A 20,670-nucleotide genomic window follows, 5' to 3' on the forward strand; every position below is an offset into this window, starting at 1 on the left:
GATCAGTCCACCGTCACGTAGTCGGGGCCGGAGTAGCGGCCGGTGGCCAGCTTCTGGCGCTGCATCAGCAGGTCGTTCAGCAGCGAGGAGGCGCCGAAGCGGAACCAGTGGTTGTCCAGCCAGTCCTCGCCGGCGGTCTCGTTGACCAGCACGAGGAACTTGATGGCGTCCTTGGAGGTGCGGATGCCGCCGGCCGGCTTCACGCCGACCTGGATGCCGGTCTGTGCACGGAAGTCACGTACCGCCTCCAGCATGAGGAGCGTGTTCGCCGGGGTCGCGTTGACGGCGACCTTTCCGGTGGACGTCTTGATGAAGTCCGCGCCCGCCAGCATCCCGAGCCAGCTCGCGCGGCGGATGTTGTCGTACGTCGACAGCTCGCCGGTCTCGAAGATGACCTTCAGGCGCGCGGACGTGCCGCAGGCCTCCTTCACGGCGATGATCTCGTCGTACACCTTCAAGTATCGGCCCGAGAGGAACGCCCCGCGGTCGATGACCATGTCGATCTCGTCGGCGCCCGCGGCGACGGCCTCGCGCACGTCGGCCAGCTTGACGGTGAGCGGGGCGCGGCCGGCCGGGAACGCCGTGGCGACGGAGGCGACCTTCACGCCGGAGCCGGCGACGGCCTCCTTGGCCACGGCCACCATGTCGGGATAGACGCAGACCGCGGCCGTGGTGGGCGTCGTACGGTCGGTCGGGTCGGGCTGGACCGCCTTCGCGCCGAGCGCCCGGACCTTGCCCGGGGTGTCCGCGCCTTCCAGCGTCGTCAGGTCGACCATCGAGATGGCGAGGTCGATGGCGTACGCCTTCGCGGTCGTCTTGATCGAACGGGTGCCGAGGGAGGCCGCACGCCCCTCCAGGCCGACCGCGTCGACGCCGGGGAGCCCGTGGAGGAAGCGGCGCAGCGCGCTGTCGGACGCGGTGACGTCCTTGAGGGGGTGAGCTGCGGTGAGTGCAGAACTGGGCATGGTCACCAGACGAGCATATCTACGCGCGTAGCGGCTGTACAGCCCCCGGGGTTCCTCGGGTGCAGTCGAGGCGGCCGGCACACGGTCCGGCAGAATCGAGGCATGACGAGCCCCGAACCCCAGTCACCAGCGCCGCAGCCTCCGGAGCCCGAGTCCAAGGACCGGGTGTACCGGTCGGTTCCCGCCATCGCCGGTGGCGTGCTGCTGCTCGCCATCGCCGCGTGGCTCGGCATCGACGCGGTGACCTCGGGCGGCGGGCGCACGCCGTGGATGGCGCTCGCCGTGCTGATCCTGGTCGTGCCGCTGGTCGTCGCCTTCACGCTCCGGCCCGCGGTGTACGCGGGCGAGGACCGGCTGCGCATCCGCAACCCGTTCCGCGTCATCGTGCTGCCCTGGGGGCGGATCGCCTCGCTGAAGTCCGCCTACTCGAACGAGGTCCTCACGGAGTCCGGCGCGAAGTACCAGCTGTGGGCCGTGCCCGTCTCGCTGCGCGCCCGCAAGAAGGCCGCCCGGCGTGAGATGCGGGCGACGGCCCAGGCACGGCGGGGGATGGGGCATGACGAGGGCCGCGGCAGTGCGCTCGGGATGGGAGCGGGGTTGGGCGGCGGCCTCGGCGCGGGGCCCGTGTCCGACGGGCCCGTGCGGGCGGAGACCGACCGGATCATGGATGACCTGCGGGAGCTGCACGAGGCACGGCACCGGGCGGAGACGGCGCAGGGTGAGGTGACCGTGCGGTGGGCCTACGAGGTGGTGGGGCCGGCGGTTGCGGGGGCGCTGCTGGTGTTGATTCTGCTGGTGGTGGGCTGACGGAGGTCGGCCCCGTGCCGGGAGGTTCCCAGTTTGTGGAGGGCGGCCCCGGGCCGGAGTGCGCGGCTTTGCCGGGGCCGGCTCGTCGGACTGTTTCAGATGCCTGCCGCCGTGGACAGGTCGCGCTTGATCGACTCCAGTAGGCCCGTCGCCCGTGCGCGGGCCTCGGGGAGGCCGGCGTGGGTCGCGACCGGGACCACGACCTCCAGGTAGCACTTCAGCTTCGGCTCCGTGCCGCTCGGGCGGACGATCACCCGGGCGCCGTCGAGGGTGTAGCGGAGGCCGTCGGTGGGCGGGAGGGTGTCCGTCCCCTGGGTGAGGTCGTCGGTGCGGGTGATCGGCAGGCCGGCAAGTTCGGTCGGGGGCTGTTCACGAAGGCGGCGCATCGCGGCCGTGATGAGGGAGAGGTCCTCCACGCGGACCGAGAGCTGGTCCGTGGCGTGCAGTCCGTGTTCCACGGCCAGGTCGTCGAGGAGGTCCAGGAGCGTGCGGCCTTCCTCCTTGAGCTGCGACGCCAGTTCCGTGATCAGGAGCGCTGCCGTGATGCCGTCCTTGTCGCGTACGCCGTCCGGGTCGACGCAGTAGCCGAGGGCCTCCTCGTAGCCGTAGCGCAGGCCCTCGGCGCGGGCGATCCACTTGAAGCCGGTGAGGGTCTCGACGTGGGGGAGACCGGCCTTCTCGGCGATACGCCCGAGGAGGGAGGACGAGACGATCGACTCCGCGAAGGTGCCGGTCGCTCCGCGGCGGACCAGGTGGGCGGCGAGCAGGGCGCCGACCTCGTCGCCGCGGAGCATGCGCCAGTCGGCGCCGTCCTGGCCGTCCCGCACGGCGACGGCGCAGCGGTCCGCGTCCGGGTCGTTGGCGATGATCAGGTCGGGTGCGGGGGTCGTCGCGCGGGCCGTCGCGAACGCCAGGTCCATCGCGCCGGGCTCCTCCGGATTGGGGAACGCGACGGTCGGGAAGTCCGGGTCGGGTTCGGCCTGCTCCGTGACGAGGGCCGGTTCCGGGAAGCCGGCGCGGACGAAGGCGGCGAGGAGGACGTCCTTGCCGACGCCGTGCATCGCCGTGTACACCGTGCGGGCGGTGCGGGGGGAGTCCTTGGCCAGGACGGCGTCCGTGCGGGCGAGGTAGGCGTCGAGGACGCTGTCGTCGAGGGTGTCCCAGCCTTCGGTGGGGCGGCGGACGGTGGTGAGGGACGGGACGGCGGCGATCTCCGCGGCGATGTCGATGTCCGCCGGCGGGACGATCTGGGAGCCGTCGCCGAGGTACACCTTGTAACCGTTGTCGCGGGGCGGGTTGTGGCTGGCGGTGACCTCTACGCCGGCGACCGCGCCGAGGTGCCTTATCGCGAAGGCGAGGACGGGGGTGGGGAGGGGGCGGGGGAGGACGGCGGCGCGGAGGCCGGCGCCGGTCATGACGGCGGCGGTGTCGCGGGCGAAGTCGTATGACTTGTGGCGGGCGTCGTAGCCGATGACGACGAGGCCGGCACCCCCTTCCCTCTGGTGGGGACCCTGCTTCTTGAGGTACGCGGCGAGACCGGCGGCCGCGCGGATGACGACCGAGCTGTTCATGCGCATGGGGCCGGCGCCGAGTTCGCCTCGGAGGCCGGCCGTGCCGAACTGGAGGGTGCCGCTGAAGCGGGCGGCGAGTTCGGTGTGGTCCTTCGCGTCGATGAGGCGGGCGAGCTCGGTGCGGGTTTCCGGGTCGGGGTCCTCGGTGAGCCACGCCTGGGCCTGTGCGATGAGTTCGTCGTGCACGGTCTGTGTCAGCCTCTCCGGTTGTCATGCGGGTGCGGATGCCTCCGGCGGTCGTGCCGGGTGCCTGCGGCGGCCTGTGCGGCTTCGGTGGGGGGCGCGCGTAGCGCCTACCGGGGTGCGGTGGGTCGGGGCCGCGACGGGGGGTGTCCGTCCTCGGAACGGCGCGATGGGGTCGGATACCGACTAACCGTCCGTTGACGCGCCAACCGCTGCGGGCGGACACCCCCCGACACGTCCCCTTCCGTGCGTACGCGGGTGCGGCTGCGCATCGGCTTGGCTGCGGGCAGTCGTGCCTCCCCCAGTGCCTTGAGGGCCTGGGAGGTGCCACCAGGGCGGCACCCGTCCCAAAGAAGCGGCACCCCGTTCCGCCGGGCTGCGGACCCACCCGGCCCCGGCCCCGGGTTGTCTACAGGCGGTCCAGGACCTGCGCGAGCAGTGAGCCCATCCTCGTGGCGGAGTCGCGGCCGGCCTGGAGGACCTCTTCGTGGTTGAGGGGCTCCCCGGTCATGCCCGCTGCCAGGTTCGTGACGAGGGAGATGCCCAGAACCTCCGCACCCGCCTCACGCGCGGCGATCGCCTCCAGGACCGTCGACATGCCCACCAGGTCCGCCCCGATGACCCGGGCCATGCGGATCTCGGCCGGAGTCTCGTAGTGCGGGCCGGGGAACTGGGCGTAGACGCCCTCCTCCAGGGTGGGGTCGACCTCCTTGCACAGGGCCCGCAGGCGCGGGGAGTAGAGGTCGGTGAGGTCGACGAAGTTGGCGCCGATGATCGGGGACGTCGCCGTGAGGTTGATGTGGTCGCTGATCAGGACCGGCTGGCCGGGGCGCATGCCCTCGCGCAGGCCGCCGCAGCCGTTGGTGAGGACGATCGTCTTGCAGCCGGCCGACACGGCGGTGCGGACGCCGTGGGCGACGGCGGCCACGCCGCGGCCCTCGTAGTAGTGCGTGCGGCCGAGGAAGACGAGGGCGCGCTTGTTGCCGATCCGGTACGAGCGGATCTTGCCTCCGTGGCCCTCGACCGCCGGCGGCGGGAAGCCGGGCAGCTCGGTGACCTGGAGCTCTGCCTCGGGGGCGCCGAGGGCGTCCACGGCCGGGGCCCAGCCGGAGCCCATCACGAGGGCGACGTCGTGGGTCTCGGCGCCCGTGAGTTCGCGCAGGCGGGCCGCGGCGGCGTCGGCGGCGGCGTGGGGGTCGCCCTGGATGTCGTCCGGAAGAAGAGATGCGTTCACGCCGACGAGGGTAGCCGGTGATTGCCTACGCGCGTAGATGGCAGAGCTCACGGGGTGGCGATCGTTGTCTTGTCGTTTCCGACGAGGCGGGGCTCAGCAGGGGCGCTTGCGGAGTTCCATCACGTAGTCGTGCGGGGCGCCGGCCGATTCGGCCGCGTCGGCGATCTCGCCCAGGTGGCGGGCGGAGGGCAGGCCGCCCTCGTAGGCGTTGAGGGCGAAGGCCCACGCCTGCTCGTCACCCTCCAGGGTGTGCACCCGTACGCGTGTGCGGCGATAGATGTCGAGCCCCACGCCCTCCCACCGGTCGAGCGACTCCTCGTCCATGGGGGCGATGTCGTACAGCGCGACGAAGACCTGGGAGAGGGGGTCCTCGACGATCGTCGGCAGGGCGCCCTCCCAGCCCATGTGCTCGCCGCCGAAGGTCAGCCGCCACCCGTTCAGCCAGCCGGTGGCGCGCAGCGGCGAGTGCGGGGCGCGGCGGGACATCAGCCGCGCGTCGAGGTTGCCGGCGTACGCGGCGTAGAGCGACATGGGGAGAGGGTACGGCAGGTGCACCGGAGTCACTCGCGTAACGGAGCCGCATCGGGCGGGTCCCCCGGGGCGGTGTCCCGTCGAGGCGTGCGGGACAATGGAGTACGTGACTCGGATCGTGATCATCGGTGGCGGACCCGGCGGATACGAAGCGGCGCTGGTCGCCGCACAACTCGGTGCGGAGGTGACCGTCGTCGATTGCGACGGTCTGGGCGGGGCGTCGGTGCTCACCGACTGCGTGCCGTCCAAGACCCTCATCGCCACGGCCGAGGTGATGACCACCTTCGACTCCTCGTACGAGGAGCTGGGGATCATCGTCGCGGACGACACCCCGCACATCGAGCAGGCCGCCCGGGTGGTGGGGGTGGACCTGGGCAAGGTCAACCGGCGTGTGAAGCGGCTCGCGCTCGCCCAGTCGCACGACATCACGGCCTCCGTGACGCGTGCCGGTGCGCGTGTCCTGCGCGGGCGCGGGCGGCTGGAGGGCATGCAGGCGCTCGACGGGTCGCGGAAGGTCGTGGTGCGCGCCGCCGACGGGAGCGAAGAGACTCTGACGGCGGATGCCGTGCTCATCGCCACCGGCGGGCATCCCCGCGAGCTGCCCGACGCCCAGCCCGACGGCGAGCGGATCCTGAACTGGACCCAGGTGTACGACCTCGACGAGCTCCCCGAGGAGCTGATCGTGGTCGGGTCGGGTGTGACCGGTGCCGAGTTCGCCGGTGCCTACCAGGCGCTGGGGTCGAAGGTGACGCTCGTGTCGTCGCGGGACCGGGTGCTGCCCGGTGAGGACCCGGACGCGGCCGCCGTGCTGGAGGAGGTCTTCCGGCGGCGCGGGATGAACGTCATGGGGCGTACCCGGGCGCAGTCCGCCAAGCGGGTCGGGGACCGGGTAGAGGTGACCCTCTCCGACGGGCGTGTCATCACCGGGTCGCACTGCCTCATGGCCGTCGGTGCCGTTCCGAACAGCTCGGGCATGGGGCTGGAGGAAGCCGGGGTCAGGCTGCGCGAGTCCGGTCACATCTGGACCGACAAGGTGTCGCGTACGACCGCTCCGGGCGTGTACGCGGCCGGTGACGTGACGGGCGTGTTCGCCCTCGCCTCCGTGGCCGCCATGCAGGGACGTATCGCCATGTACCACTTCCTGGGCGATGCCGTGGCCCCGCTGAACCTGAAGACCGTCTCGTCGAACGTCTTCACCGACCCGGAGATCGCCACCGTCGGCTACAGCCAGGCCGATGTCGACGGCGGGAAGATCGACGCCCGCGTCGTGAAGCTGCCGCTGCTGCGCAACCCGCGCGCGAAGATGCAGGGCATCCGCGACGGCTTCGTCAAGATCTTCTGCCGGCCGGGGACGGGGATCGTGGTCGGCGGCGTGGTCGTGGCGCCGCGTGCCTCGGAACTGATCCACCCCATCTCGATCGCGGTCGACAACAATCTGACAGTCGAACAGATTGCGAACGCCTTCACCGTCTATCCCTCGTTGTCGGGCTCGATCGCCGAGGTGGCACGGCAGTTGCACACCCGTAAGGAGACCGGCGAGAGCTGAGGCCGGATCCGCCTCCTCGCTGGTCACGGGCAGTGTTCGACCATGCGTGCGGCATAGGCGGCCGGACTAGGTCCTATACCACTTCCCGCTGCTCCGTGCGAACATCTTCTGCTATTCAGCGCAAACTGCTGAAAGCAGACGGTCGCTGGCGTTACTGTCAGTTTCGTGTTCGCTGCAGAACGTCGCCAATTGATCCTCGAAATGGTGCGAGCGAACGGGGCCGTGTCGCTCCGTGAGCTCGCCCGCGTCGTCCAGACCTCCGAAGTGACCGTACGGCGGGACGTGCGCGCGCTGGAGGCAGAAGGACTCCTCGACCGCCGGCACGGCGGTGCGGTACTGCCGGGCGGTTTCACGCGGGAGTCCGGCTTTCCGCAGAAGTCTCATCTCGCGACCGCCGAGAAGACCGCCATCGCCGACCTCGCCGCGAGTTTCGTGGAGGAGGGCGAGGCGATCGTGGTCGGGGCGGGTACGACGACCCAGGAGCTGGCACGCCGGCTCGCCCGGGTGCCCGGGCTGACCGTCGTCACCAACTCACTGCTCGTCGCACAGGCGTTGGCCCATGCCAACCGGGTCGAGGTCGTGATGACCGGCGGAACGCTCCGCGGCTCGAACTACGCCCTGGTCGGCAGCGGTGCCGAGCAGTCCCTGCACGGGCTGCGGGTGTCGCGGGCGTTCCTGTCCGGGAGCGGTCTGACCGCGGAGCGCGGGCTGTCCACGTCCAACATGCTGTCGGCATCCGTCGACCGGGCGTTGGTGCAGGCGGCCGCGGAGGTCGTGGTCCTCGCCGACCACACCAAGCTCGGGACGGACACGATGTTCCAGACCGTGCCGACGGATCTCATCACCCGCCTCGTGACGGACGAACCGCCAGGTCACGACGACCGTGCGGCTACGGAGCTCCAGGCGCTCGCCGATCAGGGAGTGCAGATCGCTGTCGCGGGGGCGCCGGGGGGTTCGGCCGGGGCGGGAGGCCCCGGGGGTGATGCCGTCCCGGCGCGTCAGCAGCGTCGGGATGTGCCGTTGCCCGGGCCGCGGAGGCAGGTGCCGGGGGCGGGGAGCGGGTTGCGGTCGGCCTCGATGCTCGGGGAGCAGAGTCCTGGGGCGGAGCGGGGCAGGGTTGCGGATCTGCGGCGGCGTTGAGAGCCGGGTGCCGGTCCAGGTGCTGTCGGTTGCCAGGCACCCGGCGTTTTGCCGGGTGGGTCCGCAACTCGGCGTAGAGGGTGCCGTCAGCGCCTGCTGAGGCCGGGCGTGGCGCGACCCGGCGCTGCGGGGTACCGCTGCGCCCACCTGTGCCGCCCTGGGAGTACCTCCCAGGCCCTTGAGGCACTGGGGGAGGCACGACTGCCCGCAGCTCAGCGGGACCGGCGGCCCGCGGCAGCCAAGCCACGACGCCCCCGCAGTCGCCTACGGCGAGAAGGGGACGTGCCGGGGGGTGTCCGCCCGCAGCGGTTGGCGCGTCAACGGACGGATGGTTGGTGCCGAGCCCATCGCGCCGTTCCGAGGACGGCCCCGGCACGGCCCCGGTCCAGGGCCGCGCCGAAGGCGCCGTCCGTCCCGGTCAGTCCTTGATCTCGCAGATCGCCGCGCCGGACGTGACCGAGGCGCCGATCTCCGCGCTGAGGCCCTTGATCGTGCCGGACTTGTGGGCGTTGAGGGGCTGTTCCATCTTCATGGCCTCCAGGACGACGACCAGGTCGCCCTCCTTGACCTCCTGGCCCTCCTCCACCGCGACCTTGACGATGGTGCCCTGCATCGGGGAGGCGAGGGTGTCACCGGAGGCGACGGGGCCCGACTTCTTCGCCGCGCGGCGCTTGGGCTTGGCCCCGGCCGCGAGGCCCGTGCGGGCCAGGGACATGCCCAGGGACGCCGGGAGGGAGACCTCGAGGCGCTTGCCGCCGACCTCGACGACCACCGTCTCGCGGCCCGCCTCCTCGTCCGCGTCCAAGGCGTCCGCAGCGGCCGCGAAGGGCTTGATCTCGTTGACGAACTCGGTCTCGATCCAGCGGGTGTGGACCGTGAACGGCCCGTCCTGACCGTGCACCTCGGGAGCGAACGCCGGGTCCCGCACCACCGCACGGTGGAACGGGATCGCCGTCGCCATGCCCTCGACCTGGAACTCCTCCAGGGCACGGGCGGCCCGCTCCAGTGCCTCCTTGCGCGTGCGGCCGGTGACGATCAGCTTGGCCAGCAGGGAGTCCCACGCCGGGCCGATGACCGAGCCGGATTCCACACCCGCGTCCAGGCGGACACCCGGGCCGGACGGCGGGGCGAACGTCGTGACCGTGCCGGGAGCCGGCAGGAAGTTGCGGCCCGGGTCCTCGCCGTTGATGCGGAACTCGAAGGAGTGCCCCCGCAGCGCCGGGTCGCCGTAGCCGAGCTCCTCGCCGTCGGCGATGCGGAACATCTCGCGCACGAGGTCGATGCCGGCGACCTCCTCGGTGACCGGGTGCTCCACCTGGAGACGGGTGTTGACCTCCAGGAAGGAGATCGTGCCGTCGTTGCCGACGAGGAACTCGACCGTGCCGGCGCCGACGTAGCCGGCCTCCTTCAGGATCGCCTTGGAGGCCGAGTACAGCTGCTCCACCTGCGCCTCGGACAGGAAGGGCGCGGGCGCCTCCTCGACCAGCTTCTGGTGCCGGCGCTGGAGGGAGCAGTCGCGCGTGGAGACCACGACCACGTTGCCGTGCTGGTCGGCCAGGCACTGGGTCTCCACGTGGCGGGGCTTGTCGAGGTAGCGCTCGACGAAGCACTCGCCCCGGCCGAAGGCCGCCACGGCCTCGCGGACCGCCGAGTCGTACAGCTCCGGGACCTCTTCCAGCGTGCGCGCGACCTTCAGGCCGCGGCCGCCACCACCGAACGCCGCCTTGATGGCGATCGGCAGACCGTGCTCCTCGGCGAAGGTGACGACCTCCTCGGCACCGGACACCGGGTCGGGCGTGCCCGCCACCAGCGGGGCGCCCGCGCGCTGCGCGATGTGCCGGGCGGCGACCTTGTCGCCCAGGTCGCGGATCGCCTGCGGGGGCGGGCCGATCCAGATCAGGCCCGCGTCCAGGACCGCCTGCGCGAAGTCCGCGTTCTCCGAGAGGAAGCCGTAGCCGGGGTGGATCGCGTCCGCGCCCGACTCGCGCGCGGCGTTCAGCACCTTCTCGATGTCGAGATAGCTGGTGCCCGGCGTGTCACCGCCCAGGGCGAACGCCTCATCCGCGGCGCGGACATGCAGAGCGTCCCGGTCCGGGTCGGCGTAGACGGCCACGCTCTTGATGCCGGCATCCCGGCAGGCCCGGGCCACGCGGACAGCGATTTCGCCACGGTTGGCGATGAGCACCTTGCGCACGATGAGGCTCCCTCCTTGAAACAAGCCGAGTTTAGGGACTGCCGACACGACACTTCGACCCGTCCCCAGTGGTGAGCTTGCCCACACGGAGCGTGATGCGAGGCTCGCTCGACCCGCGAAATCCCTTGTCGCACCGCGGTACGCAGTACTCCTCCGGCAAACCCTAGCCCTCCTCTGTGGCCAAGGTCTCTGTCATCACGTGCTGCGGGCCACTCGGTTTCTTTGTGGAGTCCCTACGAATGGCCCAATGATTCTTTGCCCTCCGCAGAACCCTTGTCCCAGGGTTTACCGGTTAGTAGCCTCGCGATGTCTCGAACGTACTAGGGGTAAGTGGGTGGGGCCCGGTGGTGCGCAGGCCGGTGGCGTGGGTCGTGGCAGTGGTGCTGTTCGGAGAGGCGCTCGGCATCGCCGCGCTGAACTGGATCCTCGGCGTCGCCGTCGACCGGCAGGACATGTCCCTGGCCGGACTCGACCCGCACATGATGTCCGTGTCGTCGAAGATCGGCGGGATCGTCTTCGGCCTCTACTTCGCCCTGTGCGGCCTGGTCGCCCTGCTGGTGGCGCTGCGGGACCGGCCCGCGGCGGGGTTCGGGCGGGTGCTGCTGATCAGCGCGGCGGTCGTGCACGGGCTGCTCGGCGCGTTCACCTGGGGACTCGTCGGCCCGCCCGCGTTCCTGTTCATGATGCTGGTGCTCGGCCTGATCGTGCTGCTGCTGATGACCTACGACCGTGCGGCCGAGCCCGCCGACACCGCGCCCCAGGACGGGACGGGCGGCGGCGGGACCCCGGTCACTTCTCCGGCGGCGCCCACAACTCCGTGATGCCGACGCCCAGCCCGGCGAGCAGCCGCCGCACGAGGGGCAGGCTGATGCCGATGACGTTGCCGTGGTCGCCGTCGATGCCGTCGATGAACGGGGCCGAGCGGCCGTCCAGGGTGAACGCACCGGCGACGTAGAGGGGTTCGCCGGAGGCGACGTAGGCGGCGATCTCCTCGTCCGTGGGCTCGCCGAAGTGGACGACGGTGGACGCGGTGGCGGAGGCGTAGCGGCCGGAGAGCGTGTCGTAGACGCAGTGGCCGGTCTGGAGCGTTCCGGCGCGTCCGCGCATCGCCTTCCAGCGGGCGGTGGCCTCCTCGGCGTCCTCGGGCTTGCCGAGGGCCTGGCCGTCCAGGTCGAGCACCGAGTCGCAGCCGATCACGATCGCGCCCTTGGCCTCCGGCCGGGCCGCCACGACGGAGGCCTTCGCCTCGGCCAGGGCGAGCGCCAGCTCGGCGGGGGTGGGAGCGGTGACGGCCTCCTCGTCGACGCCGCTCACGATCACCTCGGGGGCGAGACCGGCCTGGCGGAGCAGCCCGAGCCGGGCGGGGGACTGGGAGGCGAGGACGAGTCGGCGGCGCGGCTGATCTGTCATGCGTTCAGCGTATCGGCGTCACCTGGCGCGACTCACCTCACGCCGATCACGATCATCGCCAGCACCATGGCCAACGCCATGAGAACGCCCAGCCGCCGAAGCATGTCCTGCGTGTCGCGCAGCTCTTTCGGCGGTTCGTTCTCGGGGTCGGACCACAGCATGCCTTCCATGGTCGGACGGGGGGCGGGGGCGGCGCCTGAGTACGAGTACTCAAGTTGTCCGGCCCCCACCCCTGGGGCGTGTCCGCCCTGTGGGTCAGCCCGGCCAGTACGTGCGGCCCCATGCCGCCGGCCCCGGCTGGGGCAGGCGGTGGGCCGCGATGCGGGACGGGTCGGACCAGGAGTCGCGGGTGGCCGGCGCGCCGGGCGGCGTTGCTGCCGCCGCCGCGGCGCGGGCCCTGACCACCGCCAGGGCGGCGGCCAGCTCCTCGGGGGTCGGGTTGCCCCGTACGACCTTGATCGTCATGTGGGCCTCCTGGGCTCGCCGGTCTAGAGGGGGATGTTGCCGTGCTTCTTCGGAGGCAGGGATTCCCGCTTCGTCCGCAGTTGACGCAGACCCCGTACGACGTGCCGGCGGGTCTCGGACGGCATGATCACCGCGTCGATGTAGCCGCGCTCGGCCGCGACGTAGGGGTTGAGGAGGGCGTCCTCGTACTCCTGGATCAGCCGGGCGCGGACCGCCTCCAGGTCCTCGCCGTTCGCCTCTGCCTCCGCGATCGTGCGGCGGTGCAGGATGTTGACCGCGCCCTGGGCGCCCATGACGGCGATCTGGGCGGTGGGCCAGGCGAGGTTGAGGTCGGCACCCAGGTGCTTGGAGCCCATGACGTCGTAGGCGCCGCCGAAGGCCTTGCGGGTGATGATCGTGATGAGCGGGACGGTCGCCTCGGCGTAGGCGTAGATCAGCTTGGCGCCGCGCCGGATGATGCCGTCGTGCTCCTGGCCGACGCCGGGCAGGAAGCCGGGGACGTCGACGAAGGTGAGGACCGGGACGTTGAAGGCGTCGCAGGTCCGCACGAAGCGGGCGGCCTTCTCGCTGGCCTTGATGTCCAGGCACCCGGCGAGCTGCGTCGGCTGGTTGGCGATGATGCCGACCGGCCGGCCCTCGACGCGGCCGAAGCCGGTGACGATGTTCGGCGCGTACAGCGGCTGAGTCTCGAAGAACTCGGCGTCGTCCAGGACGTGCTCGATGACCGCGTGCATGTCGTACGGCTGGTTCGCGCTGTCCGGGACGATCACGTCCAGCTCGCGGTCCTCGTCGGTGACCTCGAGGTCGGCCTCCTCGGGGAAGGCCGGCGGTTCGGAGAGGTTGTTGGACGGCAGGTAGGACAGGAGCTGCTTGATGTACTCGATGGCGTCCTTCTCGTCGCCCGCCATGTGGTGGGCGACGCCGGACGTCGAGTTGTGGGTCCTGGCTCCGCCCAGCTCCTCGAAGCCGACGTCCTCGCCGGTGACGGTCTTGATGACGTCGGGCCCGGTGATGAACATGTGCGAGGTCTGGTCGACCATCACCGTGAAGTCGGTGATGGCGGGGGAGTACACGGCCCCGCCCGCACACGGGCCGACGACCAGGCTGATCTGCGGGATGACACCCGACGCGTGGGTGTTGCGGCGGAAGATCTCGCCGTAGGCACCGAGGGAGGCGACGCCCTCCTGGATCCGGGCGCCGCCGGAGTCGTTGATGCCGATGACCGGGCAGCCGGTCTTCAGGGCGAAGTCCATGACCTTGACGATCTTCTGCCCGTAGACCTCGCCGAGGGCCCCGCCGAAGACGGTGAAGTCCTGGGAGAACACGGCGACGGGGCGGCCGTCGACGGTGCCGTAACCGGTGACCACCCCGTCCCCGTACGGCCGGTTCTTGTCGAGGCCGAAGTTGGTGGAACGGTGCCGGGCGAACTCGTCGAGTTCGACGAAGGAGCCCTCGTCGAGCAGGAGATCGATTCGCTCACGGGCCGTCAGCTTGCCCTTGGCGTGCTGCTTCTCGACGGCGCGTGCGGAGCCGGCGTGCGTCGCTTCTTCGATGCGGCGCTGGAGATCCGCGAGCTTGCCCGCGGTCGTGTGAATGTCGGGCTGCTGCAACTCTTCCGGCTCGGACATCGGGATGTGGCTCCCTGCCTGCTCAAAAGGGGGGACGGTTACTCATCCGTAGACTAGTGGGGTGCCTCCGCATCGGCAGTGCGGCGTTTACCACACCTAGGGTGGCTTGCATGACGCCGCGAGATGCATCAGAGCCGAACGGTAGCCGTTGGTCCGACCTGGACCGTCCGCCCCTCAACATCACCGCCCTGCGCCGGGGCCTGGTGCATGAGGGTGCGCTGTGGTCCGAGGTGGACGTGGTGCAGCGCACCGGCTCCACGAACTCCGACCTGGTGGCCCGGGCGGCCGAGGGCAGGGCCGCCGAGGGCGCCGTGCTCGTCGCCGAGGAGCAGACGGCCGGGCGCGGGCGTCTCGACCGGCAGTGGACGGCGCCTCCCCGCTCCGGTCTGTTCTTCTCCGTGCTGCTCACCCCGAGCGAGGTGCCGGTCGAGCGGTGGGGGTGGCTGCCGCTGCTCACGGGTGTCGCGGTGGCGACGGGGTTGTCGCGGGCGGCGGGTGTCGACACGGCGCTGAAGTGGCCGAACGACCTGCTGGTCACCGTGCGGGGCGAGGAGCGCAAGGCCGGGGGGATCCTGGCGGAGCGGGCGGGCGACGGCGGGGTCGTCATCGGCGTCGGCATCAACGTCACGCTGAAGGAGGACGAGCTGCCCGTGCCCACGGCGGGGTCGCTGGGGCTGGCCGGGGCCGTGAGTACGGATCGGGATCCGTTGCTGCGGGGGGTGCTGCGGTCGCTGGAGGAGTGGTACGGGAAGTGGCGTGCGGCGGGCGGCGACGCGGGTGTCTGCGGGTTGCAGGAGGCGTACGCGGCGGGGTGCGCGACGCTCGGGAGGGAAGTGCGGGCGGAGTTGCCGGGGGATCGGGCCGTGGTGGGGGAAGCGGTTGCGGTGGACGGGGACGGGCGGCTGGTGCTGGCCACGGGGGAGGGGGTGCAGGAGCCTGTCGGCGCGGGGGACATCGTGCACCTGAGGCCTGCTTGACGGTTGCTCGGCGTGGTCGCTGGGGTCGGGGCGCTGCGCAGCAGCCCCGGCCTTCGCCGGGCGGTGGGGCAACGCCGGGTGCCTCGGACACGCCGGGTACCTCACCCCACCCCCCGGCTGAACCAAACGGAGTGAGCTGGCGCACACCTGCCGTAGAGTTGAGGCCGGTCGATACATGACCGTGACAGATCGGAAGGGCAGCACGCGTGACCGTCGACGACTCGGGTTCCGGCGAGGACGCGCAGGGCGCCGACTCCGGCGAGGATCCGCTCGCCCTGCGCCTCGAAGGGCTCATCCTGGGCGCCGAGCGCCGCTACACCCCGTTCCAGGCGGCCCGCAGCGCCGGCGTCTCCATGGAACTGGCCTCCCGCTTCTGGCGGGCGATGGGTTTCGCCGACATCGGGCAGGCCAAGGCGCTCACCGAGGCGGACGTACTGGCGCTGCGGCGCCTCGCCGGTCTCGTCGAGGCGGGGCTGCTGAGCGAGGCGATGGCCGTGCAGGTGGCCCGGTCCACCGGGCAGACCACCGCGCGGCTCGCCGAGTGGCAGATCGACTCCTTCCTGGAGGGACTGACCGAGCCGCCCGAGCCGGGCATGACGCGCACCGAGGTGACGTATCCGATCGTCGAGCTGCTCCTGCCCGAGCTGGAGGAGTTCCTGGTCTACGTCTGGCGGCGGCAGCTCGCCGCCTCGGCCGGACGGGTCGTGCAGGCCGCGGACGACGAGGAGATGGTGGACCGGCGGCTCGCGGTCGGCTTCGCCGATCTGGTCGGGTTCACGCGGCTGACGCGCCGGATGGAGGAGGAGGAGCTCGGCGAGCTGGTCGAGGCCTTCGAGACCACCGCCGCCGATCTGGTCGCCGCGAACGGCGGCCGGCTGATCAAGACCCTCGGCGACGAGGTGCTGTACGCGGCCGACGACTCGGGCACGGCCGCCGAGATCGCCCTGCGCCTGATCGAGACCATGGCGCACGACGAGACGATGCCGGAGCTGCGCGTCGGCATGGCGTTCGGCACGGTGACCACCCGTATGGGTGATGTGTTCGGTACGACCGTGAACCTGGCCTCCCGGCTCACCTCGATAGCTCCGAAGGATGCCGTGCTCGTCGACACCGCCTTCGCCGAGGAGCTTATCCGCACGCAGGACGCCCCGTCCTCGGAGGCGGAGGCGGCCGAGGAGGCCGCGGCGGCGGAGAAGGAGGGCGAGGAGCCGCCGACGTACCGGTTCGCGTTGCAGCCGATGTGGCAGCGGCCGGTGCGTGGGCTGGGCGTCGTGGAGCCGTGGCTGCTCACACGGCGCGACAACGGCTGACGGGGCGACCGGGGCTTTCCGGACGGGATCTCAGCCCGGCGAGTCCACGCACAGGCCGATGACCGGCACGCACAGGCGCGGGTCCTCCGGTTCCTTCGGCTTCTCGGGCTCGGGAGCCGGGGCGGGTGCGGTCCGGTCCGGCGGTGAGGGCGGGGTCTGGGCAGGGCGTGGGGCCTTGCCGTTGCCCGCGGCCGGCGGGGCCGGGGGGTTCGTCGTGTCGGGGACGGCCGTCGGCCGGGGCCCCGCGGCCGTGTGTGCCCCCCGGGTGTCGGTGGACGTGGCCGTGTAGGTGGACGGGGTGCGCGAGGCGGCGGCCGGGCCGCGGGTGCCCGGCGACGCGGGCAGGCCGCCCAGGGCGGTGGGCGACGAAGGGCTCGCCTCCGGGGCGGCGGGGCCGGTGGCGGCGGTGATCGTGGCCTCGTCCGTGCCGGTCGTGACCGGGTCGGGACGGGGCTCGGCCTCGACGCTGCCGACGCTGTCGGTGCCGGGGCCGGAGGTCAGGCGTACGAGGCTCAGGGCGCCGGCTGCCAGGGCGAGGCCGCCGGCGGCGAGCAGGGCCTTGCGGGGGCGGGGTTTGCGGTGCCGGCCTCGGGCGCGCGGTGAGAAGGGGTCGGTTTCCGCCGGGGTCGGTTCGTGGGGGGCGCCTGGCTGATGAGGCATGGCCGGTTCCGGCCGGCGGGGTGCCGGTGCTCCGGTGCCCCGCTGCGGATTCGCCGGCGTCTTCCTCGTCGTCATGGTTCCTCCCCGGTACGCACGCGCCCCCAGTGCGCCGCGGCGGATGCACGCTATGCGCTCCCATGGGCGATCGGGCCGGAGTTGCGGTGATGTCACTCGAACGGGTGGGCGGGGTGGTGGTGCCGGAACCGGACGCGTCCGCCCTTTCGCGGGTGGGGTGGGGCTGCGATGATCGGAGCGGCGATGTTGTTAACCCGCGTTAACCGGAGGGTGTCATGAGTGAGGAACGGTTCGGGGAGTTCGTGCTGGTGCGGCGGCACGAGCAGGGGCATGTCGCGGAGCTCGTCCTCGACCGGCCCAAGGCCATGAACGCGGTGTCGACGGAGATGGCGCGGTCCATCGCCGGGGCGTGTGCGGCGCTGGGGGAGGACCGGGACGTACGGGTGGTCGTACTGACCTCGACGCACGAGCGGGCGTTCTGTGTCGGGGCCGACCTGAAGGAGCGGAACTCGTTCAGCGATGCGGAGCTCGTCCGGCAGCGGCCGGTGGCGCGCGGAGCGTACACCGGAGTGCTGGAGCTGCCGGTGCCGACGGTGGCGGCGGTGCACGGGTTCGCGCTGGGCGGCGGGTTCGAGCTGGCGCTGGCGTGTGACGTGATCGTGGCGGACCGGACGGCGGTGGTGGGGTTGCCGGAGGTGTCGGTGGGGGTGATCCCCGGGGGCGGGGGCACGCAGTTGCTGCCGCGGCGGGTGGGGGCCGCGCGGGCGGCTGAGCTGATCTTCTCGGCGCGGCGGGTGGAGGCCGTCGAGGCGGGGGAGTTGGGGCTCGTCGATCAGGTGGTGGAGGAGGGGCGGGACCGGGAGTCGGCGTTGGCGCTGGCTGCTCGGATCGCCGGGAATTCGCCCGTGGGGTTGCGGGCGGCGAAGCGGGCGTTGCGGTTGGGGCAGGGGCTGGATCTGCGGGCCGGGCTCGAGGTGGAGGACGCGGCCTGGCGGGCTGTGGCGTTCTCGGGGGATCGGGCGGAGGGGGTGGCCGCGTTCAACGAGAAGCGGAAGCCGGAGTGGCCGGGGGAGTGATCCGAGGGTCGCTCGCCCGCTGCCGGGCGGGACCGGCTGTGGACATCCACTCCTCCCCGTTCGCGCCGTCAACAGAACCAATTGGCTGGAAACTGCCTAGCCTGGGGTGATGGGTGAGGACAGACGGCTCGTGGCTGTCGTCGCGTTGGCTCAGGGGATGGCGGCCGCGCACGGGTCGCGTGAGGCGTGGCGTGCGGCGGCCGTCGGGGCGTGCCGGGCGCTGGGCGGGAGCTTTGCCGCGCTGTCGGTGTGGGAGCGGGAGCTCGGGCGGCTGAAGGTCCTCGTGAACGTCGGTGAGCTGGCCGAGGGGGAGGAGGAGTTCCCGGAGGACGAGTCCTATCCGGTGCACCAGTTCGCGGAGATCACGGAGTTCCTGCACGAGCAGTGGGCAGGTGGCGGGGAGCCGGACGCCTGGGTGGAGACCGCCGAGGGGCCCGCCGCCGGGCGGCGTCCCGGGTACTGCCATCAGCGCGTCGCCGCCCTGCGCCGCCGTGGCCGCGGCTGCTGCGTGGTCGCGCCCATCGTGCTGCACGGCCGGGCCTGGGGGGAGCTGTACGTCGCCCGGCCGGTCGGGGAGCCCGTCTTCGAGCGGGCCGACGCCGACTTCGCCACCGTGCTGGCCGCCGTCATCGCCGCCGGCATCGCCCAGACCGAGCGGCTGGAAGAGGCCCGGCGCCTGGCGTTCACCGACGCGCTGACGGGACTGGCCAACCGCCGCGCCGTGGACGTACGCCTGGAGCGGGCGATCGAGCGGCACCGCAGGGACGGAGCCGTCGTCAGCCTCGTCGTCTGCGATCTGAACGGGCTCAAGCGGGTCAACGACACCCACGGGCACGCCGCAGGCGACCGGCTCCTGGAGCGTTTCGGCTCCGTGCTGTCGCTGTGCGGGGCCATGCTGCCCGGGGCCCTGGCGGCACGGCTCGGCGGGGACGAGTTCTGTCTGCTCGCGGTCGGGCCGCCAGCCGACCAGGTGGTGAAGGCGGCCGGTGAACTGTGCCGCCGGGCGGCGGAGTTGGAGCTCGGGGACGGTGTGGCCTGCGGGGTCGCCTCCACCGAGGACCCGATCGGGCCCGTGCCCTCGGCCCGGCGGCTGTTCCGGCTCGCCGACGCCGCCCAGTACCGGGCGAAGGCCGAGCGGGCCACGCGGCCGGTCGTCGCCGGGCGGGCCGGGCCCGACGATCCCGTGATGCGGCTCGCGGACGAGCCGTCCAAGGAGGCCGACGGTGAGCGCCGGCGGTTCCGGGGGCGGCACGCGCCGTAGAGACAGCGGGCCGCGCGTGTGACGTATCGGTAAGGGGTGAACCGGGTCCCCAGTGGTGACATCATCGAATTCACTGCGTACGCTCCTGAATATGGATATGCACACTGTGGTGGTGGGGACTTCCGGGGTGACCGCGTCCGACGTGCTCGCCGTGGCGCGCGGCGGTGCCCGCGTCCAGCTCTCCGAGGAGGCGGTGGCCGCCCTCGCCGCGGCCCGCGAGATCGTGGAGGCGCTGGCGGCCAAGCCCGACCCCGTGTACGGCGTGAGCACCGGCTTCGGCGCCCTGGCGACCCGGCACATCAGCCCGGAGCTGCGCGCACAGCTCCAGCGCAACATCGTCCGCTCGCACGCCGCCGGCATGGGGCCGCGGGTGGAGCGGGACGTCGTACGCGCCCTGATGTTCCTGCGGCTGAAGACCGTCTGCTCCGGGCACACCGGCGTACGGCCCGAGGTCGCGCAGACCATGGCCGACCTCCTCAACGCCGGTATCACCCCGGTCGTGCACGAGTACGGCTCCCTCGGCTGCTCCGGCGACCTGGCGCCGCTGTCCCACTGCGCCCTCGCGCTCATGGGGGAGGGGGACGCCGAGGGCCCCGACGGTGTCGTGCGCCCGGCCGCCGAACTCCTGGCCGCACACGGCATCCAGCCGGTCGAGCTGCGCGAGAAGGAAGGCCTCGCCCTCCTCAACGGCACCGACGGCATGCTCGGCATGCTGGTCATGGCCCTGGCCGACCTGGACAGGCTCTACCGGTCCGCCGACGTCACGGCCGCGCTGTCCCTGGAGGCCCTGCTCGGCACCGACAAGGTCCTCGCCCCCGAGCTGCACGCCATCCGGCCGCACCCGGGGCAGGCCGCCAGTGCCGCCAACATGGCGGCCGTGCTGCAGGGTTCGGGGCTGACCGGCCATCACCAGGACGACGCGCCGCGCGTCCAGGACGCCTACTCGGTGCGCTGTGCCCCGCAGGTCGCCGGGGCCGGGCGGGACACCATGGCGCACGCCCGGCTGGTCGCCGACCGCGAGCTGGCCTCCGCGGTGGACAACCCGGTCGTGCTGCCCGACGGGCGCGTGGAGTCCAACGGCAACTTCCACGGCGCGCCCGTGGCCTACGTCCTGGACTTCCTCGCCGTCGCCGTCGCCGACCTCGGCTCCATCGCCGAGCGGCGCACCGACCGGCTGCTCGACAAGAACCGCAGCCACGGCCTGCCGCCGTTCCTCGCCGACGACGCCGGTGTGGACTCGGGCCTGATGATCGCTCAGTACACCCAGGCCGCGCTGGTGAGCGAGCTGAAGCGGCTCGCCGTACCGGCGTCCGCCGACTCGATCCCGTCCTCCGCCATGCAGGAGGACCACGTCTCGATGGGCTGGTCGGCGGCGCGCAAGCTGCGCACGGCCGTCGACAACCTCACCCGGGTCCTGGCCGTCGAGCTGTACGCCGCCACGCGCGCGATCGAGCTGCGCGAGGGGCTGACCCCGGCGCCCGCGACGCGGGCGGTCATCGACGCCCTGCGGGAAGCGGGAGTTCAGGGTCCGGGACCGGACCGGTTCCTGGCACCCGACCTGGCCGCGGCGGACGCGTTCGTGCGCGACGGGCGGCTGCTGGCCGCGGTGGAGGCGGTCACCGGCCCGCTGCTGTAGACGGCGCTCGGGCAAGGGGAAGGCCGGCCGGGGCCCCGCCGCGCGGCGGGGCCCCGGCCGC

At 72.2% G+C, this 20,670-nt stretch carries 19 protein-coding genes; 9 read left to right on the top strand and 10 right to left on the bottom strand.

Going from position 1 to position 20,670, the window contains the following annotated elements; translation table 11 throughout:
* Window positions 1–2: 2 nt before the first annotated feature.
* Window positions 3–965, bottom strand: a complete 963-nt coding sequence (gene deoC / locus ABFX81_RS16860) for a deoxyribose-phosphate aldolase (RefSeq protein WP_086850991.1) — start codon at window positions 963–965, stop codon at window positions 3–5.
* 102 nt (window positions 966–1,067) lie between these two features.
* Here deoC and ABFX81_RS16865 point away from each other — a divergent pair, with 102 nt between their 5' ends.
* Window positions 1,068–1,772 (top strand): PH domain-containing protein, encoded by a 705-nt coding sequence (locus ABFX81_RS16865; protein WP_086850976.1) that lies wholly within the window; start codon window positions 1,068–1,070, stop codon window positions 1,770–1,772.
* Between the two features lie 95 nt (window positions 1,773–1,867).
* On the opposite strand, the gene ABFX81_RS16870 is transcribed toward ABFX81_RS16865, so the two are convergent.
* The 3 genes from ABFX81_RS16870 to ABFX81_RS16880 all read right to left on the bottom strand — a co-directional run bounded on the left by ABFX81_RS16870 (window position 1,868) and on the right by ABFX81_RS16880 (window position 5,291).
* Window positions 1,868–3,529, bottom strand: a complete 1,662-nt coding sequence (locus ABFX81_RS16870) for a phospho-sugar mutase (RefSeq protein ID WP_346138267.1) — start codon at window positions 3,527–3,529, stop codon at window positions 1,868–1,870.
* Between the two features lie 406 nt (window positions 3,530–3,935).
* Window positions 3,936–4,760 (bottom strand): purine-nucleoside phosphorylase, encoded by an 825-nt coding sequence (locus tag ABFX81_RS16875; protein WP_086855183.1) that lies wholly within the window; start codon window positions 4,758–4,760, stop codon window positions 3,936–3,938.
* 93 nt (window positions 4,761–4,853) lie between these two features.
* Window positions 4,854–5,291: a gamma-glutamylcyclotransferase gene (locus tag ABFX81_RS16880; protein WP_086855182.1), complete on the bottom strand. Its 438-nt coding sequence runs from the start codon at window positions 5,289–5,291 to the stop codon at window positions 4,854–4,856.
* Window positions 5,292–5,388: 97 nt separating this feature from the next.
* On the opposite strand from ABFX81_RS16880, the gene ABFX81_RS16885 reads away from it, so the two are divergent.
* On the top strand, window positions 5,389–6,837 hold the full coding sequence (locus tag ABFX81_RS16885) for an NAD(P)H-quinone dehydrogenase (protein WP_086855181.1): 1,449 nt from the start codon (window positions 5,389–5,391) through the stop codon (window positions 6,835–6,837).
* A gap of 165 nt (window positions 6,838–7,002) precedes the next feature.
* Window positions 7,003–7,977 (top strand): DeoR/GlpR family DNA-binding transcription regulator, encoded by a 975-nt coding sequence (locus ABFX81_RS16890; protein WP_150482714.1) that lies wholly within the window; start codon window positions 7,003–7,005, stop codon window positions 7,975–7,977.
* A gap of 418 nt (window positions 7,978–8,395) precedes the next feature.
* Here ABFX81_RS16890 and ABFX81_RS16895 read toward each other — a convergent pair whose 3' ends face one another.
* Entirely contained in the window at window positions 8,396–10,171 is a 1,776-nt protein-coding gene (locus tag ABFX81_RS16895; RefSeq protein WP_086853527.1) for an ATP-binding protein, read from the bottom strand.
* Window positions 10,172–10,515: 344 nt separating this feature from the next.
* On the opposite strand from ABFX81_RS16895, the gene ABFX81_RS16900 reads away from it, so the two are divergent.
* A complete protein-coding gene (locus ABFX81_RS16900) occupies window positions 10,516–10,992 on the top strand; it encodes a hypothetical protein (RefSeq protein ID WP_086853525.1) in 477 nt (158 codons plus the stop codon).
* On the opposite strand, the gene ABFX81_RS16905 is transcribed toward ABFX81_RS16900, so the two are convergent.
* From ABFX81_RS16905 to ABFX81_RS16920, 4 genes are all read right to left on the bottom strand, one after another.
* Window positions 10,961–11,581 carry a Maf family nucleotide pyrophosphatase gene (locus ABFX81_RS16905; protein ID WP_086853523.1) on the bottom strand — a complete coding sequence of 207 codons (621 nt, stop codon included), beginning with the start codon at window positions 11,579–11,581 and terminating at the stop codon, window positions 10,961–10,963. The two genes, ABFX81_RS16900 and ABFX81_RS16905, sit on opposite strands and share 32 nt — an antisense overlap.
* A 32-nt stretch (window positions 11,582–11,613) precedes the next feature.
* Entirely contained in the window at window positions 11,614–11,742 is a 129-nt protein-coding gene (gene mmpB / locus ABFX81_RS16910; protein ID WP_010045609.1) for a morphogenic membrane protein MmpB, read from the bottom strand.
* Window positions 11,743–11,836: 94 nt separating this feature from the next.
* Window positions 11,837–12,046, bottom strand: a complete 210-nt coding sequence (locus tag ABFX81_RS16915; protein ID WP_031132777.1) for an acyl-CoA carboxylase epsilon subunit — start codon at window positions 12,044–12,046, stop codon at window positions 11,837–11,839.
* A 23-nt stretch (window positions 12,047–12,069) separates the two neighbouring features.
* Window positions 12,070–13,674 carry a carboxyl transferase domain-containing protein gene (locus tag ABFX81_RS16920; RefSeq protein ID WP_086853521.1) on the bottom strand — a complete coding sequence of 535 codons (1,605 nt, stop codon included), beginning with the start codon at window positions 13,672–13,674 and terminating at the stop codon, window positions 12,070–12,072.
* Between the two features lie 110 nt (window positions 13,675–13,784).
* On the opposite strand from ABFX81_RS16920, the gene ABFX81_RS16925 reads away from it, so the two are divergent.
* Window positions 13,785–14,651: a biotin--[acetyl-CoA-carboxylase] ligase gene (locus ABFX81_RS16925; RefSeq protein WP_346138268.1), complete on the top strand. Its 867-nt coding sequence runs from the start codon at window positions 13,785–13,787 to the stop codon at window positions 14,649–14,651.
* A gap of 206 nt (window positions 14,652–14,857) precedes the next feature.
* The gene (locus ABFX81_RS16930; protein WP_346138269.1) at window positions 14,858–15,961 is read left to right on the top strand and encodes an adenylate/guanylate cyclase domain-containing protein; all 1,104 of its coding nucleotides are present in this window, start codon (window positions 14,858–14,860) and stop codon (window positions 15,959–15,961) included.
* 30 nt (window positions 15,962–15,991) lie between these two features.
* On the opposite strand, the gene ABFX81_RS16935 is transcribed toward ABFX81_RS16930, so the two are convergent.
* Window positions 15,992–16,621: a hypothetical protein gene (locus ABFX81_RS16935; RefSeq protein ID WP_346138270.1), complete on the bottom strand. Its 630-nt coding sequence runs from the start codon at window positions 16,619–16,621 to the stop codon at window positions 15,992–15,994.
* Window positions 16,622–16,911: 290 nt separating this feature from the next.
* On the opposite strand from ABFX81_RS16935, the gene ABFX81_RS16940 reads away from it, so the two are divergent.
* The 3 genes from ABFX81_RS16940 to hutH all read left to right on the top strand — a co-directional run bounded on the left by ABFX81_RS16940 (window position 16,912) and on the right by hutH (window position 20,609).
* Entirely contained in the window at window positions 16,912–17,712 is an 801-nt protein-coding gene (locus ABFX81_RS16940) for an enoyl-CoA hydratase/isomerase family protein (RefSeq protein WP_346138271.1), read from the top strand.
* A gap of 109 nt (window positions 17,713–17,821) precedes the next feature.
* Window positions 17,822–18,973, top strand: coding sequence for a GGDEF domain-containing protein (locus ABFX81_RS16945; RefSeq protein ID WP_346138272.1), 1,152 nt, complete (start codon window positions 17,822–17,824; stop codon window positions 18,971–18,973).
* A 97-nt stretch (window positions 18,974–19,070) separates the two neighbouring features.
* Window positions 19,071–20,609, top strand: a complete 1,539-nt coding sequence (gene hutH / locus ABFX81_RS16950) for a histidine ammonia-lyase (RefSeq protein WP_086850993.1) — start codon at window positions 19,071–19,073, stop codon at window positions 20,607–20,609.
* Window positions 20,610–20,670 lie beyond the last annotated feature (61 nt).

Source organism: Streptomyces coeruleofuscus (assembly GCF_039532725.1).
In the GTDB taxonomy this organism is placed as follows: Bacteria; Actinomycetota; Actinomycetes; order Streptomycetales; family Streptomycetaceae; genus Streptomyces; species Streptomyces coeruleofuscus.

Bases quoted from the DNA above. Each gene is read 5' to 3' on its own strand.
- ABFX81_RS16940 (WP_346138271.1), top strand. From the start codon at position 16,912: ATGAGTGAGGAACGGTTCGGGGAGTTCGTGCTGGTGCGGCGGCACGAG.
- hutH (WP_086850993.1), top strand. From the start codon at position 19,071: ATGCACACTGTGGTGGTGGGGACTTCCGGGGTGACCGCGTCCGACGTG.
- ABFX81_RS16865 (WP_086850976.1), top strand. From the start codon at position 1,068: ATGACGAGCCCCGAACCCCAGTCACCAGCGCCGCAGCCTCCGGAGCCC.
- ABFX81_RS16920 (WP_086853521.1), bottom strand. From the start codon at position 13,674: ATGTCCGAGCCGGAAGAGTTGCAGCAGCCCGACATTCACACGACCGCG.
- mmpB (WP_010045609.1), bottom strand. From the start codon at position 11,742: ATGCTGTGGTCCGACCCCGAGAACGAACCGCCGAAAGAGCTGCGCGAC.
- ABFX81_RS16935 (WP_346138270.1), bottom strand. From the start codon at position 16,621: ATGCCTCATCAGCCAGGCGCCCCCCACGAACCGACCCCGGCGGAAACC.
- ABFX81_RS16880 (WP_086855182.1), bottom strand. From the start codon at position 5,291: ATGTCGCTCTACGCCGCGTACGCCGGCAACCTCGACGCGCGGCTGATG.
- ABFX81_RS16885 (WP_086855181.1), top strand. From the start codon at position 5,389: ATGGAGTACGTGACTCGGATCGTGATCATCGGTGGCGGACCCGGCGGA.
- deoC (WP_086850991.1), bottom strand. From the start codon at position 965: ATGCCCAGTTCTGCACTCACCGCAGCTCACCCCCTCAAGGACGTCACC.
- ABFX81_RS16945 (WP_346138272.1), top strand. From the start codon at position 17,822: ATGGGTGAGGACAGACGGCTCGTGGCTGTCGTCGCGTTGGCTCAGGGG.
- ABFX81_RS16925 (WP_346138268.1), top strand. From the start codon at position 13,785: ATGACGCCGCGAGATGCATCAGAGCCGAACGGTAGCCGTTGGTCCGAC.
- ABFX81_RS16905 (WP_086853523.1), bottom strand. From the start codon at position 11,581: ATGACAGATCAGCCGCGCCGCCGACTCGTCCTCGCCTCCCAGTCCCCC.
- ABFX81_RS16915 (WP_031132777.1), bottom strand. From the start codon at position 12,046: ATGACGATCAAGGTCGTACGGGGCAACCCGACCCCCGAGGAGCTGGCC.